Origin of the sequence: Methylobacterium aquaticum, from assembly GCF_001043915.1 — a bacterium.
Taxonomy (GTDB): domain Bacteria; phylum Pseudomonadota; class Alphaproteobacteria; order Rhizobiales; family Beijerinckiaceae; genus Methylobacterium; species Methylobacterium aquaticum.
In genome coordinates, this window is the sequence record NZ_LABX01000256.1 from 32,680 (window position 1) to 46,553 (window position 13,874).

At 70.7% G+C, this 13,874-nt stretch carries 14 protein-coding genes and 2 pseudogenes; 4 read left to right on the top strand and 12 right to left on the bottom strand.

The window, feature by feature from the left end:
- Positions 1–42: 42 nt before the first annotated feature.
- The 3 genes from VP06_RS28065 to VP06_RS28075 all read right to left on the bottom strand — a co-directional run bounded on the left by VP06_RS28065 (position 43) and on the right by VP06_RS28075 (position 3,800).
- Positions 43–489: a Crp/Fnr family transcriptional regulator gene (locus VP06_RS28065; protein ID WP_048467098.1), complete on the bottom strand. Its 447-nt coding sequence runs from the start codon at positions 487–489 to the stop codon at positions 43–45.
- Entirely contained in the window at positions 486–3,491 is a 3,006-nt protein-coding gene (locus VP06_RS28070) for an ABC transporter ATP-binding protein/permease (RefSeq protein WP_082167669.1), read from the bottom strand. Before VP06_RS28070 ends, VP06_RS28065 begins: the two co-directional genes overlap by 4 nt.
- A gap of 90 nt (positions 3,492–3,581) precedes the next feature.
- Complete coding sequence (locus VP06_RS28075) at positions 3,582–3,800, bottom strand: hypothetical protein (RefSeq protein WP_048467099.1); 219 nt, start codon at positions 3,798–3,800, stop codon at positions 3,582–3,584.
- A gap of 292 nt (positions 3,801–4,092) precedes the next feature.
- Here VP06_RS28075 and VP06_RS28080 point away from each other — a divergent pair, with 292 nt between their 5' ends.
- Complete coding sequence (locus VP06_RS28080; protein WP_048467100.1) at positions 4,093–4,287, top strand: con-10 family general stress protein; 195 nt, start codon at positions 4,093–4,095, stop codon at positions 4,285–4,287.
- A gap of 265 nt (positions 4,288–4,552) precedes the next feature.
- Here the strand turns inward: VP06_RS28080 and VP06_RS28085 are convergent, their stop codons facing one another.
- Both VP06_RS28085 and VP06_RS28090 read right to left on the bottom strand, forming a co-directional pair.
- Positions 4,553–4,759 (bottom strand): hypothetical protein, encoded by a 207-nt coding sequence (locus VP06_RS28085; RefSeq protein WP_048467101.1) that lies wholly within the window; start codon positions 4,757–4,759, stop codon positions 4,553–4,555.
- A gap of 40 nt (positions 4,760–4,799) precedes the next feature.
- Complete coding sequence (locus VP06_RS28090; RefSeq protein ID WP_245291345.1) at positions 4,800–5,324, bottom strand: hypothetical protein; 525 nt, start codon at positions 5,322–5,324, stop codon at positions 4,800–4,802.
- On the opposite strand from VP06_RS28090, the gene VP06_RS36765 reads away from it, so the two are divergent.
- Complete coding sequence (locus tag VP06_RS36765; protein WP_156295817.1) at positions 5,323–5,544, top strand: hypothetical protein; 222 nt, start codon at positions 5,323–5,325, stop codon at positions 5,542–5,544. The two genes, VP06_RS28090 and VP06_RS36765, sit on opposite strands and share 2 nt — an antisense overlap.
- Before the next feature lie 527 nt (positions 5,545–6,071).
- Here the strand turns inward: VP06_RS36765 and VP06_RS28095 are convergent.
- Positions 6,072–6,875 (bottom strand): response regulator, encoded by an 804-nt coding sequence (locus tag VP06_RS28095; protein WP_048467103.1) that lies wholly within the window; start codon positions 6,873–6,875, stop codon positions 6,072–6,074.
- A gap of 206 nt (positions 6,876–7,081) precedes the next feature.
- Here VP06_RS28095 and VP06_RS37400 point away from each other — a divergent pair.
- Positions 7,082–7,249 (top strand): annotated as a pseudogene (locus VP06_RS37400) (NepR family anti-sigma factor); the annotation flags it as partial.
- Between the two features lie 159 nt (positions 7,250–7,408).
- On the opposite strand, the gene VP06_RS35430 reads toward VP06_RS37400, so the two are convergent.
- Positions 7,409–7,585, bottom strand: a complete 177-nt coding sequence (locus tag VP06_RS35430) for a DUF1328 domain-containing protein (RefSeq protein ID WP_048429091.1) — start codon at positions 7,583–7,585, stop codon at positions 7,409–7,411.
- Between the two features lie 200 nt (positions 7,586–7,785).
- Here VP06_RS35430 and VP06_RS28105 point away from each other — a divergent pair, with 200 nt between their 5' ends.
- Entirely contained in the window at positions 7,786–7,986 is a 201-nt protein-coding gene (locus VP06_RS28105; RefSeq protein ID WP_048467104.1) for a hypothetical protein, read from the top strand.
- Between the two features lie 257 nt (positions 7,987–8,243).
- Here the strand turns inward: VP06_RS28105 and VP06_RS28110 are convergent, their stop codons facing one another.
- The 5 genes and pseudogenes from VP06_RS28110 to VP06_RS28130 form a co-directional block, all read right to left on the bottom strand.
- Positions 8,244–8,447: a hypothetical protein gene (locus tag VP06_RS28110; protein WP_048467105.1), complete on the bottom strand. Its 204-nt coding sequence runs from the start codon at positions 8,445–8,447 to the stop codon at positions 8,244–8,246.
- 214 nt (positions 8,448–8,661) lie between these two features.
- The gene (gene recN, locus VP06_RS28115) at positions 8,662–10,335 is read right to left on the bottom strand and encodes a DNA repair protein RecN (protein WP_048467106.1); all 1,674 of its coding nucleotides are present in this window, start codon (positions 10,333–10,335) and stop codon (positions 8,662–8,664) included.
- A gap of 111 nt (positions 10,336–10,446) precedes the next feature.
- On the bottom strand, positions 10,447–11,349 hold the full coding sequence (locus tag VP06_RS28120) for an outer membrane protein assembly factor BamD (RefSeq protein ID WP_048467107.1): 903 nt from the start codon (positions 11,347–11,349) through the stop codon (positions 10,447–10,449).
- A gap of 244 nt (positions 11,350–11,593) precedes the next feature.
- Positions 11,594–12,541, bottom strand: coding sequence for a UDP-3-O-acyl-N-acetylglucosamine deacetylase (lpxC, locus tag VP06_RS28125; RefSeq protein ID WP_048467108.1), 948 nt, complete (start codon positions 12,539–12,541; stop codon positions 11,594–11,596).
- Between the two features lie 428 nt (positions 12,542–12,969).
- Positions 12,970–13,874 (bottom strand): annotated as a pseudogene (locus tag VP06_RS28130) (cell division protein FtsZ); the annotation flags it as partial.

A 13,874-nucleotide genomic window follows, 5' to 3' on the forward strand; every position in this document is an offset into this window, starting at 1 on the left:
GGGCGCGCCTCTTGTCCGGGCCCGCCTCGTTGAAGGTCGGTCTCAGCCGGTCCGGACCTGGGCGAGCTGCTGGTTGGTCATCTCGAGGCGGTGGGCGAGTTCGCGCATCACCGCGATGGCGATCTGCGGAAACTGGCTCAGAAGTTCGAGGAAGACCCGCCGGTCGATGCGGAGCGCCGTCGTCGGCACCACCGCGGTCACGGTGGCGGAGCGCGGCTGGTCGGCCAGGATGCCCATCTCGCCCACGAGGGCATTGGCGCCGAGCAAGGCCAGGCGGATCGGCCCCTGCGGCCCGTCCAGGGTGACGGCCGCCTCGCCGTCCAGGATCAGGTAGGCGGCATCCGCCGCATCGCCCCGGTCGAAGAAGCGCTGGCCATCGGCGAAATGCACCCGCTCGCTGGTGAAGGCGAGCAGCTTCAGGCGGGCCGGGTCCACCTCGCGGAACATCGGCACCTTGCGCAGCGACTGCACTTCGGTCTCAAGCGTCATGCCTTCACATCCTGCTCGACGCGCACTGACCCCGTCTCGTCCCCGGCGCGCCCGGAGAGTGCCGCAGCCGGCGCCGCAGCGCCAGCCCCCGCCCTCATCTCTCCGGGGGACGCCGCCGGTGTCGCGGGGGTCTCCGGCTCCTGACTCTCCGGTCCGTGGATCTGCGTGCCGGCAGCCCGCAGCACCAGCTGGAACCGGTCGGCCAGGCGGTCGTTCGGCAGCACCACCACGAGGCTGTTCTCGCGGCCGAACCGCTCCAGCAGCAGGCCCAGCACCGTGCGGGCGCGGGTCTCGCCCATCGGCGACAGCGCTCCGTCGAGGACGAGCAGGTCCGGCCGGCGGATCAGGGCCCGCACCAGGCTCACCACCGCCCGCTGGACGCTCGACAGGAAGCGTCCCTCCGGGCCGACCTGATGGTCGAGCCCGACCCGGGTGATGGCGGGGGCGAGCTGCATCTCCTGCACGAGGGCGGTGCCGGTCGCCGTCACGGTCTCGACGGCATCGGCGACCGACTGGTTGATGCGGCCGAACAGCAGGTTGTCACGTAAGGGCGCGGCGGCGCAGACGCGATCGGGGTCGTAGAAATCGACGCCCCCCATCCCGGCCTCGTCGAGAGCGGCGCGCAGCTGCGCCCGCGCCTCGACGAGCCGTCCGCGAAACGCATCGTCGATCAGGCCGAGGCGATGGCGAGGCTCGATATAGGCGAGCGGCAGGGCGATGAGCCGGGTCGCGTCGGCCGAGCCGTAGCGTCCGAGCCCGATCCAGCGCCGCCGCACCCGGTCGAGCGTGCCGCCGCCATGGCGCGCGGCCGACGCCTCGGTGGCGGTGCGGCGGGCGAGGATCGCCTCGTATTCCGGCAGTTCGTCGGCGGAGAGGAACGAGAATTGCTCGAAGAGCGGATGCCCGCTCGGCAGACCCTGGAAGATCTCCAGCATCGTGGCGGCGATGCGCTCGCCCATGGTGACGAGCTCGTCGGCGAGCCCGGTGCGGTCGAGCACCAGGCGCACCACCGCATGCTCGGCCAGCGCCCGGCCGGTGAGCGCCGTGGTGGTCGGCACGCCGAACAGCAGGTTCTCGGCCACCGTCGCCTGGCGGTTGTAGCGGGCGGGGTCGAACGGCTCGACGAGATGCGCCCGCCCCTGCGCCGCCAGGCGCTCGCGGAAGGCGATCCGCGCCTCGATCAGCCGCGCGGCCAGCTCCGGGTGGCGCTCGGGATCGACCTGGCCGAGGAGACCGAAGCGGTAGACCTCCTCGCCCATGCCGATGCGGGTGAGCCAGTCGAGGATCAGGGCGTCGAGGGCGGCGGCGTCCGTGACGCCGGCCTGTTCGTAGTCGATCCAGTCGGCCGGGAACGGCGCGACCGGGTTGCCGGTGCGGCGGGCCTCGGCGAGCGCCTTGGCGTCCGTGACGAGGGCGGCATCGGGCGGGCGGCGGTTGAGGCCGTACACGATGTTGTCGCGCAGCGAGCCTGGGAACAGGATCGGATCGACCCCCGCATAGGCGATGCGCCGGGTGAGCGCCGCGCCGGACCATTCGGCGAGGTCGCGGTCGTCCAGGGTGAGTCGCCCCGAGGTCGGCACCGCGAGCCGCGCCAGCACCTCGGCGAAGGTCGAGGCTGCCGGGCCGCCGTCGCTGACGATGCCGATCAGCGCCGGCAGGGGGAGGGACAGGGAGACGTTGGCCAGGACCGGCCCGTGCGGCTCCTGGACGCCGAGGCCCTCGGCGGCGAGGCGCCCGCACAGGGACTCGTCGCGTCCGGGCGCGTCGAGCCCGATCAGCCGCTCGGGCAGGAATTGCTGCAAGACCTGCTCGTACTTCACCTGCACGTCGAGCCGCTGCTGGTCCCAGTCGATCAGCTCCTTCAAGGGCGGCGGCAGGTCGCGATAGGCGGCGATCACCGCGACGAGCTGGCCGATGCTGAGCTGGCCCTTCAGGGCGAAGTAGCCGCCGATGCAGTAGAACAGGAACGGCGTCATCTGGGCGAGCAGATTGTTCAGGAACTTGACCATGAACTTGCGCTGGTAGATGCGCAGGCGCAGGTCGAACAACCCGCCGAGGCGGTGGCCGATCTCGGCCCGCTCCCAGGCTTCGGCCCCGTTGGAATGCACCGCCGCGATGCCGTCCACCACCTCGCCGACCCGGCCGGCGAGGCGGCGCGAGGCGAGCTGGCGCTGGCGCCCGAGGCGCAACAGCTCGCGCCGCAGGCGCGGGATCACCACGAACTGGATCCCCACCACCCCGGCGGCGAGCAGCCCGAGCCAGACGTTCTGGAGCAGGATGAAGGTCATCGCGGTGGCCGCCTGGGTGCCCAGGAAGGCCGGCAGGATGTAGGCGTCGCCGATGAAGCCGCCGATCGGCTCGACCTCGTCGCGGATGATCGTGGCGACCTCGGAGGCTTTGGTCTGGCGCAACGATTCCGGCGAGAAGCGCATGATCAGCGAGAACAGCTGGAACCGCAGGCGCCGCAGCATCCGCTCGCCGAGCGCACCCTTGGCCACGTTGATCCAGTACTTGAACGCGCCGTTGATCAGCACCAGGAGCAGGAACATCGAGGAGAGGCCGAACAAAAGCTCGAACCGATCAACGTCGAAGCCTGGGAACAGCGCAATGTCGTGGCCGAACCAGTCCGGCATCTGCAAGCGCAGCACCAGGAACTTGGCCGTCTCGTTGCCCTTCTCGAAGGCGTGGCCCTGGATCGCCTCGTTGACGATGCGCCGCGGCAGGTCGAGGGAGGCGAAGTAGAGCGGCAGCGAGGCCAGCACGACGCCACAGATCAGGATCTGGTCGCGCTTGGAATGCCGCCAGATGTAGCGGAACAGGCTGCGGTCGAGGCCGCCCGAGGCATCGGCCGCTTCCGGGTCGTTGCCGGGCCGGGAGGCGGCGGCCGTCGCCGGATCCTGTCCGGCCGGGCGGGCACGGGCCCCGCGCCCGCCAGCCGGATCGCGGCCCGCCGCCGGAGTCACGCCGCTCGTCCGCTCCGCCGTGTCCGCCCCACTGCTCATGGTCCAGCCGCCTCAGATCCCGCCTGCCTGTGTAGAGGGACGGAGCAGGACTGGAAACCGCCGCCGCCCCCGGCTGCGGCGGCGTCCGGTCTAATCCCGGCGGGGATCGGTCTTGCGCGTGCTCAGTCCGCCGGCCGGCGCGTCGCCGAACTGGTGGTTCGGCTGGGGCGAGTCGCCCGGCTCCTCGGTCGTCGTCGGATGCGGGCTGCCCTCCTCGGCGGGCATTGGCGGCAGCGCCGCGCGGTTCGGCGCGGGCGCGGTCTCCGGTTGCGCGGCGGCGTCCCGGCTCACCATGGTCTTGTTGGTCATCGGCTGCTCCGGCATGGTCGAGGGTGCGGCAGGCAGCCGCAGGCCGCCCCACCGCGGAGTCCGGGGCGAACGCCGGCCCGCCCAGCCGGTTCCACCCGGGCGGTTCACGCGGCCAAGTTTCGCCGTGCAGGCGCGATGTTAGCTCAAGTCACCGCGAGACGGCCGCGCTCCGGCCGGTCCGCCTGTACTGCCCCGAATCGGGACCATCGGCCGGCGGCCCCCGCATGCGTGGCAGGAACCATCATTTCCGCTGAAGGTTGTCGGGATTGAGAACCCCGCCAAGGAGGCAATCATGGCAACCGGAAATTCGACCTCGAAGCGCGGCTTCGCGTCCATGGATCTGGAGCGCCAGCGCGAGATCGCCAGCAAGGGCGGTCGCAGCGTGCCGGCCGAGAAGCGCTCCTTCTCGCAGGATCGTGAACTGGCCTCGTCGGCCGGCCGCAAGGGCGGGCAGGCGTCGGGCAGCGGCCGCACCACCGACGAGTGACGGTGGGATCCCGTCGAGCGGCCCACGCCCAGCGGGTGGACGACTGCCGTCACCCCGATGACCGGGCCGCGTCGCGCGCGCTCATCCGAAGGACCCGTTCAGACCCGCGCTCATGCGCCGGAGGGAGCCCGCCTCACCTCCGGCGCATCAGCATGGGCCGTGAACGATGGTGTTTGAGTGAGGCCGCGGCCGATACAGGGATACGCTCACGCGACGACGCACCCCGGACGCGATGGCGTCCGGGGTGCGCGTTGTCGTTTTGCCGTCAGGCCGCGACGGCTCGCGCCGTGACCACCAGGTTGCGCCGCGCCAGGGCGGCGCAGACCACGTCGTCTCCCGGCCGCACGACCGTGACGCCGGCAAGCACGCTGGCAAACCGGTCGGCATCAGGCTCGACGTGACCGTCGCGATGGATGCGCTCCGGCGGCGGCGGTTGAGGCGAGGGAACCTCGTATTCGCGCAAATCGATCATGGCGAGGAGCCCGGTGGAGTGGGGAGGCCGTGCGGCGGCGTCAGAGCGTCGCGACGGGGGTCGGGGCGAGGCCAGCCGGCAGGACGTCGCCGGCCTCGGCCAGACAACGGCTCGGCAGCAGGCGGCGGGCCTCGTGGCCGGCGAGGCCGCTGATTGCGCCCTCGCAGCCTTCCGGCATCCGCCGCACCGACGGCACGGCGGGGACCGGATCGCGCTGCGCCACCGGCGTGCCGGTACGCTCGCGCACGGTCACGTGGGGGATCGCGGTGTCGCGCGCCACCAGGGTCGTGTTGCGGGCGGCATCGGCCTGGTAGACCACGTCGCCGGCGGCGTTGCGCAGGGTGACCTTGGCGGCACCGAGGCCGGTGATCTCGACCACCACCGGGACCTGCACCGTCGCGGCCGGCCGGACCGGCGCGAGACGGTCGCCCTTGACCGCCGCCTGCTCGACGGCCGGACGGGCGACAGCCCCGACGGAATGCTCGATCAGCGGCGGCCCGACCAAGGCGAGAAACGCAGCCGGAACCGTCATGCCGAAGAAGAAGTGCGGGCGGAGCATACGCATGGCCCTCGCGGCGAAGCTTGAGATTGCTTCGTTAACGCATATCCACGGCAAGTCGTTCCCGCCTCCGTGCCCGAACGGGACAGTTCATGCGGCGAATGCGGCGGATCCTGTCAACCTGTCGTTAACCGGCGCCGGCGCCGCGCCCGCGAGGCACAAGCGCAGCAATTTCGCCACAGGCAACAAAAAAAAGAAACACCCTTCCTCGCCAGACGGAACCTGATCCCGGTGTTTCCCGTTGATATGGCAACCCGGCCACCTGGTCCTCCCCGCATTCCCCTTGTGCATCGGCCGGAAACTCTTTCAACGGGCCGGATCCTGATCCGGCCCGTTCTTTTGTCGTGGGCTTCGATTTGGGCCTCGATTGTCGGGACCACCCCCAGTCTAGCGGAAGCATCGGCGGGACGCCGAGCCGATCGCCAGCCCCGGACCCTGGCCGCATCTCTGTGCCGCCTGTCGATTACGCACGCTGCCGGCTCGGGCGGGAGAGAGCGGAGCCGAGGGCGACCGCGCAGCCGATCGCCTGTCCCCACGAGCGGCAGGAATCTTCGGGGAACCAGACGGGAAAGTCCGTCACCGCTGCCCCTTACCTGGCACACCTTCACCCTGGCACACCTTCACCTGGCAAAGCGCCCTGGATGCGGCCCTGGGTGAAACCGGCATGTCCGAAAAACGGCGAAGCCCCGGCACCCGCCTGACGGCGGGCCCAGGGCTTCGTCCGACAGATCGCGCGTGGCGATCCGTCCTGTGTCAGGCGCTCGCGCGGGCCTCGCGGCGGCGGGCGCTCTGCTGGAAGAACAGGGCCTGGCTGATCACCGCCGAGACGTTGGCGGGCTGGAACGGCTTGGCGATGAGGAAGGCCGGCTCGGGCCGTTCGCCGGTGAGGAAGCGCTCCGGATAGGCGGTGATGAAGATCACCGGCACCTCGAACGACTTCAGAAGGTCGTTGACCGCGTCGAGGCCCGAGGAGCCGTCGGCGAGCTGGATGTCGGCAAGGATCAGGCCGGGGCGCTTGCTCGACGCGAGCTTGACCGCCTCGGTCCGCGTCCGGGCGACGCCGGTGACGTTGTGGCCCAAGCCCTCCACCAGGGCCTCCAGGTCCATGGCGATCAACGGCTCGTCCTCGATGATGAGGATCTCGGTCGCCATGTCGGCGGCCAGCTCGCGGCCGGCCTCGTCGACGAGGTCGCGGACCTCCGAGACCTCGACGCCCAGGATGGTGGCGGCGTCTTCCTCGGAGAAACCCTCCAGGCAGGAGAGCAGGAAAGCCTGCCGCGGCAGCGGGGTGATCTGGCCCAACCGCACCTCGGCCGGCAGGTCGTGCTGCGCCTGCTCGGTCTGGCCATTCACGGAGAGCGAATTCCAGATCCGGGTGAAGACGCGGAACAGGTCGGCCTTCACGTTGGTGCTGCGCCCGAGGGTCTCGGGCTCGTTCACCAGCGTCTCGAGCGTCGCGGCCACGTAGGCATCGCCGGCCACCTGGCTGCCCGTCAGGGCGCGCGCGTAGCGGCGCAGGTAAGGCAGGTGCTGCACCACGAGTTGTGCTGTCGACATTCAGGTCCCCTTGGGTGTTGCCGTTTGCGCGCGTCGGCCCTCACGCCTCAACGCCTTGCAGGCGCATTCGTTCCGGGCGGGCTGGAACTGACTCGGCCGGCGCGCGTTGTCGCCGCAACGCGACCCGGCATGCCGGGCGCCATGGCATCGCCCTGTCCGCGTGTCCAGGAGGGGCGAAGGGGAATGGCATGATCGAAGGCAAGGGGATGCAGGGCCCGCGGGCGCCCCGGGAAGAGGATGATCCCGCCGCCGGGCCCGAGCAGCCCACCCTCGACCGCATCGTCCAGGGGCGAATCGGCTCGCATCTGCGTGCCATGTATGACGAACTGATGCAGCAGCCCATTCCCGACCGCTTCGTCGACCTCATCGCCCGGCTCGAGCGCGGCTCGGACTTGCCCCCCTCCAGCGATCCCCCCCGGAAACGTGACCGCCTGGGGTCCGGCCCGGCTTCGCGGACAGGCGCCGCCCCTCGCCAAGAGGGACGGCGGGCAAGAGGGACGGCGGGAACGGCCGACCGTGTCACGCAGCCGACGTCAGAGCGTCGGCGAGCGGCCCCGCATCAGGCCGACCACGGCCGAGATGGCGAACAGCACGACGGCAACGAAGAAGATGAGCTTGGCGGCCTCGACCGCCGTGCCGGCGATCCCGCCGAACCCGAACAGCGCGGCCACCAGGGCCACGACGAGGAATGTGACAGCCCAACCCAGCATGGCGAGACCCTCTCTTGTCTGATTCTCTCGGCCTTCGGCCGATCGTGAGCAGACAACGTCAAGCATGACTTTGGGTTCCGCTTTGTCGCAGGTAGCGCGGACGGCCCGGACACCCCACATTGTGGACAGGGCCGGGAGGCGGCCGGGCGGAACCTCGGTTTCGCGCCACACGTTCTCACCGGCGTCTGGATGGAGGCTTTATGATGATCCGTTCCAATGCCCTGCGTGCCGGCCTCGTGCTGCTCGCCCTGTTGGCGGGTCTTCTGACGGCCTCGCCGATGGTGGTGACCGGCATCCTCACGGCACTGGGTCTCGCGGGCGCCGTCGCGCTCGCCGGGGCGCGGGCGCAGCAGGCTCCGGCATTAGTGCCGGTGCGCGTGCGCGACCGCCGGCGGCGCTGACCGACCGCCCTCCCCTGCTAAGCAGATTTCGCCGAAGTGGTCACCGGTTCGGCGATAAAAATCTGAGACAAAACAAAAACCTAAGCGGGCGAAGCGTTGGCCTTCCAACGCAAGCCTGCTTAGTCCCGCCCCTGCTGGTTGCAGGCGGGACCGGCTCTTCTGAGCGGGGCCATGTCGGCTCCGCCCCTCCGCTCTGCCCGATGGCAGAGTAGACTGCACGCACGATCCCGTCTCGGACCGACCGCAGTCGCTCCGCGTCAGCGTTGACGTCTCAACTCACGCTCCCGTTGCCGCAGGCGCAGCAGCAGGTCGACCTGATCGAGGGGGATGGGCTCGCCATCGACCGTGCGCTCGTAGAGCGAGCGCAGCGTCTGTCCGAGCCGCTGCTGCGCTTCGATGCAGATGGCCGGCATGACCGGATCCTGAACGGTCTCCCGGCACGCACTCACGTCCTGTTTCATCGGACCACTGGCCCCGTACCGTCGCACGAGTCCGAGGGAAAGACCGACCCGTGCCGAGACACAGGACTCTCGTCGACCATGGTAAAGAAAGTGTTAACATTCGTGCTTCGTTTACCATGCCGGCGGAAGCCGATGGCGGCGTCGTCGATCACGCATCGATCTTAACCGCTCCGCCCCATCATCGCCGGCCGCCCTGCCCGCCCGTGAGGCCGGCTTACGCCTCCGCCGCCTGGAGCAGCCGGGCCGCGGCGGCCCGGGCCTCCTCGGTCACGATCGCGCCGGCCAGCATGCGGGCGATCTCCTCCTGGCGCGGCATCGCCGCCAGGGGCTTCACCCGTGTGGCAACCCGGTCCGAGCCCGTCACCGCCTCCTTGGCGATCAGGAAATGCGTCGCCGCGCGGGCGGCGACCTGCGGCGCGTGGGTGACCGCGACGGTCTGGACCCGGGCCGAGAGCCGGGCGAGCCGGGCGCCGATCGCGTCGGCCACCGCACCGCCGACGCCGGTATCGATCTCGTCGAAGATCAGCGTCGGGGCGGAGCCCTTGTCGGCCAGCACCACCTTGAGAGCGAGCATGAACCGCGACAGCTCGCCGCCGGAGGCCACCTTCATCATCGGACCGGGCCGGGTGCCGGGATTGGTCTGTGCCCAGAACTCGACCCGGTCGAGGCCAGCCGGATCGCGGGCGTCCGGATCGGTGGCGATCTCGGTGATGAAGCGGGCGCGCTCCAGCTTCAGGGGCGGCAGCTCGGCCTGCACCGCCTTGTCGAGGGCGGCGGCCGCCTTGCGCCGGCCCTTGCTCAGGGCCTGCGCCTTCTCGAGATAGGCCGCGTCGGCGCTGGCGAGATCGGCCTCGAGCCGGCCGAGGGCTTCCTCGCCGGCATCGATCACCGCGACGTCGCTTTCGTAGCGCGCGCGCAAGGCGGCGAGATCGTCGACCGCGACATTGTACTTCCGGCCCGCGGCGCGCAGGCCGAACAGGCGCTCCTCGACCCGCTCCAGTTCGCGCGGATCGAACTCCGCCGCCTGGATCGCGTCCTCCAGGCTGGTACGGGCTTCGTCGAGGGCGACGAGAGCATGGTCGAGGGCGGCGATGCTGGGCTCGACGAGGCCCGGCGCCTGCGCAGCGCGGCGCTCAAGCTTGCGGAGTGCCGCCGAGAGATGAGCGGTGGGCGAGCCCTGGCCGGCGACGGCGTCGAGGGCCTCGTTGAGTTCGCGGGCGACCTTCTCGCCCTGCTGCATGGCGGTGCGGCGCTCGGCCAGCCCGGTCTCCTCGCCGGGCTTCGGATCAAGGGCGGCCAGTTCCTCGACGGCGTGGCGCAGGAAATCCACTTCCTTGCGGGCGGCCTCGACCCGGGCGCGGTGCTCGGCGAGGGCGGTACGGGCCTTGCGCACCCGGCGCGACGCTTCCGCGACGGCGGCCTGCTTGGCCCCGAGCCCGCCGAAGGCGTCGAGGATCGCCCGGTGGGTGGAGGAATCCGCCAGGGCCCGGTCGTCGTGCTGGCCATGGATCTCGACGAGAGCGGCCCCGATCGAGCGCAGCACCTGAACGCCGACCGGCTGGTCGTTGACGAAGGCGCGGGTGCGCCCGTCCGCGACCTGGACCCGGCGCAGGATCAGATCGCCCTCGGTGTCGATCTCGGCGGCGGCGGCCAGGGTGCGGGCCGGATGGCCGGCGGGGACGTCGAAGACTGCGGTCACCTGGCCTTGCGCCTCGCCCTGACGCACCAGCCGCCCGTCGCCGCGGCCGCCCAAAGCCAGAGTGAAGGCGTCGAGGAGGATCGACTTGCCGGCGCCGGTCTCGCCGGTCAGGACGCTCAGGCCGTCGCGAAAGTTCAGCTCGAGCTTATCGATCAGGACGATGTCGCGGATCGCGAGCTGAACCAGCATGCCACCCTTGCCGGGACGTGAAAGAGGGAACGGGGTGGGTCTCTACAGACGAACGGGCCGCGGCGCGAGTGCGCGCCACGGCCGCATGCCTGACTGTGAGCCGCGCGGCTCTTACTGCGCCTCGGCGGTGCGCGTGTCCATCCCGATCACGCCGCGGAACGCCTTGCTGATCCAGGATGCCTTCTCCTCGCGCGGCTGGAGACCGCCGCTCTGGAGAAGGTTGTAGGCATCCTTGTACCAGGGCGAGTCGGGGAAGTTGTGGCCGAGCACCGCCGCGGCGGTCTGCGCCTCACCGGTGATGCCGAGCGCCATGTAGGCTTCGGCCAGGCGCTCCAGCGCCTCCTCGACGTGGCGGGTGGTCTGGTACTTGCTCACCACATCCCGAAAACGGTTGATCGCCGCCGGGAAGTTGCGCCGCTCGAGATAGTAGCGGCCGATCTCCATCTCCTTGCCGGCGAGCTGGTCGCGGGTGATCTGGATCTTGGCCTTGGCGTCGGGAGCGTATTCCGAGGTCGGGTATCTCTGCACCAGCTCGGTGAGCGCCACCAGAGCCTTCTCGGAGCGCTCCTGGTCGCGGGTCACGTCCGGGATCTGCTTGTAATGCGACATCGCCAGCAGGTACTGGGCGTAGGCCGCATCCTTCGAGCCCGGATGGCGCTGAAGGTAGCGCTTCGACGCGGTGATCGCGTCCTCGTAGCGGCCGCCCTCGTAGTTCGAGTAGGCGGTCATCAGCACCGCCTTCCGCGACCAGTCGGAATAGGCGTATTGCTTGTCGAGGTCCTCGAATTTCTTCGTGGCGCCCTCGTAGTCACGATCCTCGAGCTTGGCGAGGCCCTGGCTGTAGAGCTTGTTGGCCGGAACGTCGGGAACGATCTCGGTCTTGTACTTCTCGGATGCGAACGGGTTGATGGAGTCGATCGCGTCGCAACCGGCGAGCCCCAGGCCGCACGCCGCGAGCAGCACGGTCCGCAGAACGGTCACCTTCGCGTCGCGAAGCGGGTGGGCGAACGGCATTCGGGTCCTTCCCCAAGCAGGCGGCGTGTACGGCCGCTGGTCCACGAGCCCCTTAGCCCAGGCCGGCGCGGCGCGCCAAGCCCATGACGGCCACAGCGCGGGACCGTCGGTCAGGGATGTTCTGACAGTGCCGGGCGAATGGGGCGCCAAGACGGCGCAAGGCGGTGGAGAATCCGCGGCTTGCTGCGCCACGGCGACGAAATCGACCGGATGTGGCCCTGCCGCAACGCGGGGCCGGAGGCATTCAGCGCTCGGGCGCGTAGACCGCGGCGCCGAGGCCGACGCCGAACTCGGCGAAGGCCGGCTCGCGACGGAGGCCAGCCCCCTCGACGATGGCGTAGTTGGCCCGGTCGGCGAACAGCTCGCCGAGGACCGCGACGTTGAGGCCGTGGCCGCCACAGAAGGATTGGTAGGCGCCGAGGATCGGCAGGCCGGCCAGCGCCAGGTCGCCGACGGCGTCGAGGATCTTGTGGCGCACGAACTCGTCCGGGTAGCGCAGGCCCTCGGGGTTGACCACGCCGCCGTCGCCGACCGCGACGGTGTTCTCCAGCGAGGCGCCAAGGGCGAAGCCGGCCTTCCAGTACCGCTCGACGTCACGCATCATCCCGAAGGTGCGGGCGCGGGCGATCTCACGGCGGTAGGCGGCGGGGGTCAGGGTCAGCGCCTTGCGGCTGCGGCCGATCACCGGGCTCTCGAAGTCGATCTCGACGTCGAGGTGGAAGCCGCGCTCGAATGGGCGCAGCTCGGAATAGGCGCGGCCCTTCTCGGTCCGGACGGTCCTGAGGACCTTGATGAAGCGGCGGGGCGTGCCGCAGGAGGTGGTGCCGACCCCCTCGATCGCCGCCACGAAGGGGGCGGCGCTGCCATCAAGGATCGGCATCTCGGGCCCGTCGATCTCGACGAGGCAATTGTCGATGCCGAGCCCGCACAGCGCGGACATCAGATGCTCGATGGTGGCGACGGCACCGGTCTCGCGATTGCCGATGACGGTGCACAGCTCGGTCGCGCCGACCTGGGCGTATTGCGCCTGGATCAGGCGGTCCCGGCCTCCGGGGAGGCCGGTGCGCAGGAAGGCGATGCCGTGATGCGCTTCCGCGGGGTGGAGAGTGATCGAGACGGGGTTACCGGAATGGACGCCGATGCCTGACAGGGGCGCGGCGGAGCGTAGGGTCGTCTGCTGACTTGTTCTCATTACCTCAGCCCTCGGCCGCGACTCACCACCGTGTCCCGTTGCCAGGCTCACGTTCGAGGCGATCCGTCCGTTGCTTGAAGCCCCTGTGGGTGTCCGTGCCGGCGGTCCCGCGCGGCCTTCGCCCTTGTGCGTAAGACACCTATAGTCGCGCTCGAAAGCACGGCCAAATCACGGATTCTTACGATCTGTTACAGCCCAACGACCCCACGCGGTTCGCAAAAACGCCTTCTAGATCAAAAACTTAAAGAATGCGTAAACCCCGAGGCCGGGCGGCCTCGGGGTGTGTCTTTTGGGTGGCACCGGCCACTTCCGTGGCGGGATCGTGGCAACCGCCGCCCGCCGGCCGGCTCCGCCGAAAGGCGGAGGCCCGGCGGGGCCGATCCGGCTCGGTTGGCTTGGCTCGGCTGGCTTGGCTCAGTTCGCTTGGCTCAGTTCGCCTGGCGGCGCAGGAAGGCCGGGATCTCGAGCTGGTCGTCATCGATGCGGTTGCCGGCCGGCACCGTCCGCCCCTGCGGGTCGAGGTTTCCTTGCGCCGGGCGGTACCCCTGGGGCTGCGCCGGGTAGCCTGCCTGCGGCGCGTATTGCGGCGCGGGCTGGCGCGGCGCCGCCGGGGCGGCGTGATGCTGCTGCACCGGAGCCTGGGGCATCGGCCGCGGCGCCGGCTGGGGCACATGGGCCGCCGGGGCGTGAGCCGGAGCCGGGGCCGGGTGGCTGGCCTCGTCCTCGCGCCGGCCGCCGAAGCCGACGGTGGCCAGACGGCGCAGCAGCGAGGTGCGCTTGGCGTCCGGGGTCACCTGCTGCACCGGCTCCTCGCCGCGGCTGGCCCGGATCTGGTTCTGGGCTGGCATCGGCAGGTCCTGGACCCGGGGCATGCGCGGCGCGCGCACCACCGCCGGGGACGGCGGGATGAACGGGCCGGAGGACATCGGCATCGACGGATCGTGCGTGGCGACCGGGGCCGGGGCCGGCTCGTAGACCGGGCTGCGCGGCTGGGCCGGGGTGATCTGCACCTCGTCGCGCAGCAGGCTGGCGGCCTGGTGGGCGGCGGACAGGTCCATCCGGGCCGGCTCGGGCGCCGAGGTCTGGACATGCAGCGGGGCATGGATCGGGGCATGCGCCACCGGCTCCGGCGCCGGGGCCCGCGCTACCGGGGCCTCGGCGGGACGAAAGGAGGCGGTGGAGGGGGGCGCCGACGGGGCGGCGGCCCGGGCCCGGGCCTCGGCGCGCAGGCGCTCGGCGACCTCGGCGATGCGCTGCTCGGTCTGGGCGATCTCCGGCGAGCCGATGGCGTTGGCGTTGATCAGGGCCGGCTCGATGCCGGTGGCGACCACCG

Coding starts and splice junctions, on each gene's coding strand:
- recN (WP_048467106.1), bottom strand. CDS start 10,335: ATGCTGGTTCAGCTCGCGATCCGCGACATCGTCCTGATCGATAAGCTC.
- VP06_RS28065 (WP_048467098.1), bottom strand. CDS start 489: ATGACGCTTGAGACCGAAGTGCAGTCGCTGCGCAAGGTGCCGATGTTC.
- lpxC (WP_048467108.1), bottom strand. CDS start 12,541: ATGAGAACAAGTCAGCAGACGACCCTACGCTCCGCCGCGCCCCTGTCA.
- VP06_RS28075 (WP_048467099.1), bottom strand. CDS start 3,800: ATGACCAACAAGACCATGGTGAGCCGGGACGCCGCCGCGCAACCGGAG.
- VP06_RS28105 (WP_048467104.1), top strand. CDS start 7,786: ATGATGATCCGTTCCAATGCCCTGCGTGCCGGCCTCGTGCTGCTCGCC.
- VP06_RS36765 (WP_156295817.1), top strand. CDS start 5,323: ATGGCCCTCGCGGCGAAGCTTGAGATTGCTTCGTTAACGCATATCCAC.
- VP06_RS28120 (WP_048467107.1), bottom strand. CDS start 11,349: ATGCCGTTCGCCCACCCGCTTCGCGACGCGAAGGTGACCGTTCTGCGG.
- VP06_RS28085 (WP_048467101.1), bottom strand. CDS start 4,759: ATGATCGATTTGCGCGAATACGAGGTTCCCTCGCCTCAACCGCCGCCG.
- VP06_RS28090 (WP_245291345.1), bottom strand. CDS start 5,324: ATGCGTATGCTCCGCCCGCACTTCTTCTTCGGCATGACGGTTCCGGCT.
- VP06_RS28110 (WP_048467105.1), bottom strand. CDS start 8,447: ATGAAACAGGACGTGAGTGCGTGCCGGGAGACCGTTCAGGATCCGGTC.
- VP06_RS35430 (WP_048429091.1), bottom strand. CDS start 7,585: ATGCTGGGTTGGGCTGTCACATTCCTCGTCGTGGCCCTGGTGGCCGCG.
- VP06_RS28095 (WP_048467103.1), bottom strand. CDS start 6,875: ATGTCGACAGCACAACTCGTGGTGCAGCACCTGCCTTACCTGCGCCGC.
- VP06_RS28070 (WP_082167669.1), bottom strand. CDS start 3,491: ATGAGCAGTGGGGCGGACACGGCGGAGCGGACGAGCGGCGTGACTCCG.
- VP06_RS28080 (WP_048467100.1), top strand. CDS start 4,093: ATGGCAACCGGAAATTCGACCTCGAAGCGCGGCTTCGCGTCCATGGAT.